This is a genomic window from Rhodococcus sp. IEGM 1379 (assembly GCF_030056815.1).
Classification (GTDB): domain Bacteria; phylum Actinomycetota; class Actinomycetes; order Mycobacteriales; family Mycobacteriaceae; genus Rhodococcus_F.
On record NZ_JASHKR010000056.1, the window covers coordinates 21,492 to 28,048 of the forward strand.

The window sequence follows — 6,557 nt, forward strand, 5'->3', positions numbered from 1 at the left end:
ACGCCCGCTCTTGTGGTGTCAGGGAAGACTTTTCACAGAACACGAAAGAAATCCAGGGAGTTGTTCGATGGGTCGGTTGTTCGGAACTGATGGTGTGCGTGGATTGGCCAATTCCGATCTGACCGCGGATCTCGCCCTGCGATTGTCGGTCGCTGCCGCGCACGTGCTGGCCCTCGATTCCGAGAGAACAGACGCGAAAAAAACCAGCGTGGGTACCCGGCCGATTGCCGTGGTCGGACGTGATCCGCGCGCGAGTGGTGAGATGCTGCAGGCTGCTGTCACCGCTGGACTGAGTTCGGCTGGGGTCGATGTTCTCGATGTCGGAGTTTTGCCGACTCCGGCGGTTGCGTATCTGACCGGTCTGTTCGACGCGAGTCTTGGCGTGATGATTTCCGCCTCGCACAACCCGATGCCGGACAACGGAATCAAGATTTTTGCCGCCGGCGGACACAAACTTGGTGACGACGCGGAAGCCGCGATCGAGTCCGTGCTGGACGGCGAGGCAGTGCCTACTCTCCCGACAGGTTCGGGTATCGGGCGCGTGCGTAGCGTCGACGATGCGGCCACGCTGTACTTGAAGCATCTCGATACGGCTCTCCACGAGTCGCTCGAAGGACTGACAGTGGTTGTGGACTGTGCCAACGGGGCAGCGTCGGAGGTTGGGCCCGCAGCGTATCGCGCGGCCGGAGCGACCGTGATTGCGATCAGTGCTGAGCCTGACGGTCTCAATATCAACGACGGCTGCGGTTCCACCCACCTCGAGAATCTTCAGAGGGCGGTTGTCGAACACGGCGCCGATCTGGGGCTTGCCCACGACGGAGATGCCGACCGATGCCTGGCGGTGGACGAGACGGGTGCAGTGATCGACGGTGACGTGATCATGGCTGTGCTTGCCGTAGCCATGAGTGAAGCCGGAGAGTTGGTCGACAACACGCTGGTTGCGACGGTGATGAGCAACTTGGGTCTGCATCTGGCGATGCGAGCGGCTGGTATCGACGTCGTCACCGCGGCAGTCGGTGACCGCTATGTGCTCGAGGAGCTTCGCGCCGGTGGATACAGCCTGGGCGGCGAGCAGTCCGGCCATGTCGTGTTTCCCGGGTTCGGAACTACCGGTGACGGCGTTCTCACCGGTCTGCGGCTGCTGGCCAGAATGGCGCAGACGCGCAGGCTTTCCTCGGATCTGGCCGCCACCATGACGACACTTCCGCAGGTATTGATCAACGTGAAGGTCGATGACAAAGCGGCAGTTGCGGCAGCTACGTCGGTGGTAGTGGCAGTTGCCGACGCCGAGCGTCTTCTCGGCGAAGCCGGTCGGGTGTTGCTCCGGGCGTCGGGCACCGAGCAATTGGTCCGTGTCATGGTCGAAGCTGCAGACCTGAGTTTGGCGCGCACGCTCGCAGATGAACTGGCGGCAACCGTCGCTGCGGTGTAGTCGCGGTAGGTTTTCCCGTCCGCGGATGCTCGGTTCAGGCTCGCAGCATTTCGCGGGAACCTCGGGCGGTCGCTGTGCGTCCAAGTAGTCATGGACCGTCGGATTCTTGTGCGGTCGTGCGAACGGAGTGCCGCATGGAGATCGATTACATTGCCACGGACGAGTTGGAGCGTCGAACCGCGGCCGCTGCCCATCAGTTGAGTGTCGCGGCAGGAATGCTGGCGTCTCCAGCGTTCTCGGGTTCATGCGCGGGTCGCGATTATGTCGAGCAAGGCCGTGCACTCGCCGAAGCGCTGGCCGGTCTCCAGATACGGATAACGGAACGTGCTCAGTTCCTCGAAGATCTCGGTACCCGAATCGGCGATTCGTCCCGAACGTTTGTCGAGATCGATCGGGATTCTGCTGGTCGACTGCGCTCGGTAGGCAGCGGACGCCTGGACTCGATGTTGTGATGTTTATTCGAGACGCTGCCGGTGTGCGCTCTGAGCTGAATGTCCCGGAATCGGTTATTGCACAAAGAAACTCGCTCTGCGATCCCGAAGACGTTCTTGAAAGCGGTGCCGTAGGACTGTCGTTCTTCGATCGCTTTCATGGCGCTGCCGCGCAGATGGGACTGGATCACCGTACGCGCAGTTGCTATGACGAGATGTATCGTGCGGAATCCGGAATCGATCTGACGGCGTTGTCGAATGACATATCGCGCATGCTTGCTGCCGTGGATATCGTGTCAGCGGACTCCAGATTTTGTGTCACGCTATCTGATTCGTTGGCGGACATCTGGAATGTCGAGGGTGTGGATTACGTGTCCGCACAAGTGAGGGAAGAAGGTCGTCGAGCGGAAGCGGATGTCGAATCCATGCCGATTCTCGCCTCGGCATCCGGTGAATTTTCCCGAATAGTTCGAACTGCATTGGTGGACAAAGCATTCAAAGTTTCATCGTTGGACCGGGAGACGGTTGGTGGCATCGATGCGAAGGGCATCGACCAGCTGGCGGCCGTGTGTCGAGACGGCGGAATTGACGCAGTCGAGGAGGCGGCAACATGGTTTGCGCCGTTGTCGGATATGCGGTTTCGTGGTGTGCGAAACGCGCATCCCTTTGCTCAGGTTGAAACTTGTAGGGCCGCAGTTGATCTCGTTCATCCCTGGTTTGATCGGGTCTTTCGTAAAGTGTATCTGGATACGCGAGACGAGTTCGATCGGGCGTGCGAGGACTGCCGCGCGGCGCTCACCGAGGCCTTCGGCGTTGTCACCGGGGTAGCGACCCAACTGTTTCCGATCGAGAGTGAATCCGTCGGGGAGGGTTCGTGGTCGGAACCTTCGGTGTTGTCGAAAGAATCGGCGGCACTGCTGAAAGAGTCGTCGTTGGACTTGGTCGTGGGCACTGACACCTGGGGATTTTCCGTCGCGCCGGACGGCCGTGGTGTGAGCCTCGAAGTTCGTGATCCTATTGGTGGGTCGCTCACTGTGACAGTGGAATTGGATGAGAATGGTTGGCCGCGAATCGTTGTCGATGCGGATACGAACGTGGGCTTAGACGCTGGACGAGTCCCAGAGCCAGAATCGGCTCCAGAGCCGGAATTGGTGCCCACAGTCTCCGAAGCGCCCGAACAACAGGCTGAACCGGTCACGGTTTCGGATCCTGTTGAAATTCCTGAATCGAACGAATTTCAGTATCAACTACCGGATCCTGTACCGCTGGATTCCGTTCCCATTGATTCCGGATCGAGCCCGGAAGAGTCACCGAGACCGGAAGGGTCACCGGCCGCAGTCGAGACCGGAGCCGAGTTGGCTGGCGCGGGGCCGATATGAGCGGGGCACAGTTCGATGCGATCAGCCGGGTCATGGATTCGAAGCTCGCCGAGTTTCGGGCACGACGGGCCGTTGCCGAGCGAGGCTACGAGCAACAGTGCAGAGAATTCGGTGACGTCGTCAGGTCGCGGGTGGTCCACGAAATTGACGATCCAACTCTGTCGGTAGCGGAACCGGACCAGTCCCGGTTTCTCCGGTCGGCGTCGGAACCTATGCCGGGTGATCGGAGCAGCGCGATTCCCAACCCGGGAGGATCGAGCGTCGACTACCGCGGAAGTGCTTGGTTGCGGCCCGCGTCCGACTGAGTGCCTGCGTCGAACATCGCTGATGTGTGCGGGATTTCGGCATCCTGATCGGCGAAGGCTTCGTAGCGTTTGTCTCCGGTCAGGTGGAACAGTAGGAATCCCGTCAGGACACAGCGTGCTGTGAGCTGAGTTTTGCGCTCCGACCCGCCGAGGCCCAATGCGCCGAGGAGTCGACGACCTTCGATGAGACCGGCGTCCTGCGCGTCGTCGATGGTTCGTCCGACTACGGGGCCACCCCATTCGCGCGTGAGGGGCCGGGCGTTGCTGGTGAGTGAATCGACGTCGTCTTCTCCGGCGAGGATGAGACCCGGTGCTGTGATCTTGGACGCGTAGTTTTCGGCTTTGGGAGCGGTCGGTGCTGGGAACAGTGCAGCCACAGCGGCGACATTGCCGCGCTGAGCGGCGGCGAGAACCGCGGCTCCGGCGCCCATTCCGTGTCCGGCGAACGCGACGTGGTCGGGATGAACACTGATCTGCCCGGGGCCCAGTCGCACTCCGACGCAGATGTCCAGTGTTGAACGCAGATCGGCCGCCAAACCGAGGTGCGAGGGGATCGGTCCGCGTTCACTCTCGGGTGCTGCGGCCACGATTCCCCAGGAAGCAAGGTGTTGGAGCGTCTGTTCGTACTTGTGTGCACCCACCATCCACCCGTGCGCGAAGGCAACGGCGGGCAGGTTGAATCCAGCTTCCGGGGTATAGACGACGCCTGGCTGACCGGCGAGGGCGAGGTTGCCGCGCAGAACTCGGTGCGGTCCGCGCTTGGACAGCTCGCGTGTCAGTGTCTTCAGTTTCGGTGCCACGGGTCAAGACGTTATCCGATGTGGCGTCTGCTCGACGCGTGGACGGTCGCCACGTCGACGGAGACCGTCGTGGGGCGTCGTCGGGTAACCGCAGAATGCACTGACCGTCGCCGTCCAAGTACCCTGAGTCACCATGTGCGGAATCGTGGGATACGTCGGCCACCGCCCGGCTCTGGGTGTTGTGGTGGAGGCTTTGCGGCGAATGGAGTATCGCGGCTATGACTCTGCGGGAATCGCGATTCTCGATGGAGTCGGTGGGGTCGAGATCGAGCGTAAAGCCGGGAAGCTGGCCAACCTCGAAGCTCGGTTGGAGGAGGTCGGTACCGACAGTTTTGTAGGCACCGCTGGAATCGGTCATACGAGATGGGCGACGCACGGTAGACCGACGGATCGCAATGCTCACCCGCATCGTGATGCGAGCGGGAAACTTGCGGTTGTCCACAACGGAATCATCGAGAACTTCGCGCCGTTGCGCGCTGAACTCGAAGCCGCGGGCGTCGAGTTGCTCAGTGACACCGACTCCGAGGTAGCTGTCCACTTGGTGGCGCGTGCGTACGCGGAGGGCCCGTCGTCGGGTGATTTCGTGGAGAGTGCGTTGTCGGTGGTTCGCCGTCTCGAGGGTGCATTCACGTTGGTGTTCACTCACGCCGATCATGCGGACATGATTGTTGCCGCGCGTCGTTCGACGCCGTTGGTGGTCGGTGTCGGTGAGGGCGAGATGTTCCTCGGCTCCGATGTTGCGGCATTCATCGAGCACACTCGTGATGCGGTGGAACTCGGCCAGGATCAGGCCGTCGTGATCACGGCGGACGGTTACACGATCTCCGATTTTTCCGGCAACGAGGCGCAGGGTCGCCCGTTCCGGATCGATTGGGATCTTGCGGCTGCCGAAAAGGGCGGTCACGACTACTTCATGCTCAAGGAGATCGAGGAGCAGCCGACCGCGGTTGCGGACACGCTTCTCGGTCACTTCGAGAATGGCAAGATCATCCTCGACGAGCAGCGGTTGTCGGATCAGGAACTGCGGGACGTCGACAAGGTTTTTGTCGTGGCGTGCGGTAGTGCCTACCACTCGGGTTTGTTGGCGAAGTACGCGATCGAGCATTGGACGAGGCTTCCCGTCGAGGTCGAGTTGGCCAGCGAATTCCGTTACCGGGATCCGGTTCTGGACCGTTCGACGCTCGTCGTCGCGATCTCGCAGTCCGGAGAGACAGCGGACACGCTCGAAGCAGTGAAGCACGCCAAGGACCAGAAGGCTCGGGTTCTCGCGATCTGCAACACCAATGGTGCACAGATCCCGCGTGAGGCCGACGCTGTTCTCTACACCCGGGCAGGACCGGAAATTGCGGTCGCGTCAACCAAGGCATTCCTGGCACAGGTGACAGCGAACTACCTTGTCGGATTGGCGTTGGCTCAGGCACGCGGCACCAAGTACCCCGACGAGGTTGCGCGTGAGTACGCCGATCTCGAGGCTATGCCGGCGTTGGTGCGCAAGGTCATCGAGAATGCAGAGCCGGTACGTGAGTTGGCGCGCAAATTCGCGACAGCATCGACGATTCTGTTCCTGGGGCGCCATGTCGGTTATCCCGTTGCGCTCGAGGGTGCGCTCAAGCTCAAGGAGCTCGCGTACATTCACGCCGAAGGCTTCGCGGCCGGTGAGCTCAAGCACGGGCCGATCGCGTTGATCGAGGAGGGCCTGCCGGTCATCATCGTCATGCCGTCGCCGCAGGGTCGTGCGGTGTTGCATTCGAAGTTGGTCTCCAACATTCAGGAGATCAAGGCTCGTGGCGCCACAACCATCGTGATCGCGGAGGAAGGCGACACCGTCGCTGCTGCGCACGCCGATCACCTGATCGAGATTCCGGCGTCGCCGACGCTGTTGCAGCCGTTGCTGTCGACGGTTCCGTTGCAGATCTTTGCGGCGGAGGTGGCTGCAGCGCGCGGCTACGATGTTGACAAGCCGCGTAACCTGGCGAAATCGGTTACGGTCGAATAACTTTCGATCGAAGATATAGCGATGCCCGCAGTCCTGAGGACTGCGGGCATCGCTATATCTAGGCTTGGACGACGACGGTCCCGCGCATGTCGGGGTGCGGTGTGCACGTGTAGTCGTAGGTTCCGGGTTCGGTGAAGGTGGCCGTGTAGGTTCCGGACTTCTTGAGTGGGCTGCGGAGCAGGCTTCGGGCTGATCCGAGGCCGCGGACGTCGTG

The 6,557-nt window shown here is 61.4% G+C and carries 6 protein-coding genes; 4 read left to right on the forward strand and 2 right to left on the reverse strand.

Going from position 1 to position 6,557, the window contains the following annotated elements:
* The first annotated feature begins 67 nt into the window (after positions 1–67).
* From glmM to QM600_RS22255, 3 genes are all read left to right on the forward strand, one after another.
* A complete protein-coding gene (gene glmM / locus QM600_RS22245) occupies positions 68–1,432 on the forward strand; it encodes a phosphoglucosamine mutase (RefSeq protein WP_283263705.1) in 1,365 nt (454 codons plus the stop codon).
* A 134-nt stretch (positions 1,433–1,566) separates the two neighbouring features.
* Positions 1,567–1,884, forward strand: coding sequence for a hypothetical protein (locus QM600_RS22250; protein WP_283263706.1), 318 nt, complete (start codon positions 1,567–1,569; stop codon positions 1,882–1,884).
* 23 nt (positions 1,885–1,907) lie between these two features.
* Positions 1,908–3,242: a hypothetical protein gene (locus tag QM600_RS22255; protein WP_283263707.1), complete on the forward strand. Its 1,335-nt coding sequence runs from the start codon at positions 1,908–1,910 to the stop codon at positions 3,240–3,242.
* Between the two features lie 265 nt (positions 3,243–3,507).
* Here QM600_RS22255 and QM600_RS22260 read toward each other — a convergent pair whose 3' ends face one another.
* Positions 3,508–4,347, reverse strand: a complete 840-nt coding sequence (locus QM600_RS22260; RefSeq protein ID WP_283263708.1) for a poly(ethylene terephthalate) hydrolase family protein — start codon at positions 4,345–4,347, stop codon at positions 3,508–3,510.
* Between the two features lie 133 nt (positions 4,348–4,480).
* Between QM600_RS22260 and glmS the strand changes: the two genes are divergently transcribed.
* The gene (gene glmS / locus QM600_RS22265; RefSeq protein WP_283263709.1) at positions 4,481–6,343 is read left to right on the forward strand and encodes a glutamine--fructose-6-phosphate transaminase (isomerizing); all 1,863 of its coding nucleotides are present in this window, start codon (positions 4,481–4,483) and stop codon (positions 6,341–6,343) included.
* 58 nt (positions 6,344–6,401) lie between these two features.
* On the opposite strand, the gene QM600_RS22270 is transcribed toward glmS, so the two are convergent.
* Positions 6,402–6,557 (reverse strand): cupredoxin domain-containing protein (locus QM600_RS22270; protein WP_349307285.1); only part of this gene is annotated, 156 nt, incomplete at its 5' end.

Bases quoted from the DNA above. Each gene is read 5' to 3' on its own strand.
- glmM (WP_283263705.1), top strand. From the start codon at position 68: ATGGGTCGGTTGTTCGGAACTGATGGTGTGCGTGGATTGGCCAATTCC.
- glmS (WP_283263709.1), top strand. From the start codon at position 4,481: ATGTGCGGAATCGTGGGATACGTCGGCCACCGCCCGGCTCTGGGTGTT.
- QM600_RS22250 (WP_283263706.1), top strand. From the start codon at position 1,567: ATGGAGATCGATTACATTGCCACGGACGAGTTGGAGCGTCGAACCGCG.